The 1081-nt window shown below is 44.3% G+C and carries 1 protein-coding gene; it reads left to right on the forward strand.

The window, feature by feature from the left end:
- On the forward strand, positions 1-1081 hold a 1081-nt coding region (locus tag Q0296_RS04850; RefSeq protein ID WP_298037283.1), incomplete at both ends, for an AAA domain-containing protein.

Below are 1081 nucleotides of genomic sequence, written 5' to 3' on the forward strand. Positions count from 1 at the left end.
TTGCTAGACGTCAAAAGATACTTGGCAGGAGCGAGGAGCTAGATATCTTTCTAAACGGCAGCTTCAGCGAGAGTAATGACGAAATGCAAAAGAGTATGCCATTTATGATGGAATTTGGCATAGATGAGAAATTTCACAAGACGAAGCTTTTTAAGGCTAGGATAGAGCTTTTCAAAGAGGCGCTAAATTTGCATAAGGCGGCTATTTTTGCCTGCAAAGAGGCTGTCAGAACAAATTTACGTGCCCTTAGCGTTATCTTTAACGATGAAAAGATGGCTGAGAAAAACGGCTTAGAGGCAAAGCATAGACGCGAGATCATCAAGGGGCTCTTCTTGCTAACGCCTGTTGTTAGCTCGACTTTTGCCTCGTTTAATAACACTTTTAAAGAGCTTTTAAATGGCGATATAGGTATGCTTTTGATAGACGAAGCAGGGCAGGCAAATTTAACTAACGCGTTAGGCGCCTTGCTTCGTTCAAAGATGGCCGTGGTGGTTGGCGACCCACTTCAGCTTGAGCCAGTTGTAACACTGCCAGTTAGTTTAAATAACGCGATCCTTAGCTACTGCGAGGCAAAAGAGGAGTTTAACTTGCTTAAGTCCTCTGTGCAGCTAAGAGCCGACAAAGCGCAAAAGATCGGCACATATATAAAAGGTAGTGGCGAGAGTATCTGGGTCGGCTCACCGCTGATCGTGCATAGAAGATGCGCTAACCCTATGTTTGAGATCTCAAACGAGACTACCTACGATGATATGATGATACTTGGCAGAAGTGCAGCTAGTAAATTTGCAAACACTAACGTGCAAACAAAGTGGATAGACATTAGAAGTGAGGAGTGGGTAGGCAACTACAATAAAGCCGAGGGCGAGGTTGTTAAAGAGCTCTTAGCAGGTGAGCTGGCTAGCCAAAATTATAACATCAGGATAATAACGCCATTTAAAGATGTTTGTAGAAATTTAAAAGGTGCAGGCACTATCCACACTATGCAGGGCAAAGAGGCTGACATTATCGTGTTTGTGTTAGGGGGAGCGACAAAGGGTGTTAGAGCGTGGGCTGCTAGCAAGCCAAATCTGCTAAACGTGGC

The organism is uncultured Campylobacter sp. (assembly GCF_937890585.1).
Taxonomy (GTDB): Bacteria; Campylobacterota; Campylobacteria; order Campylobacterales; family Campylobacteraceae; genus Campylobacter_A.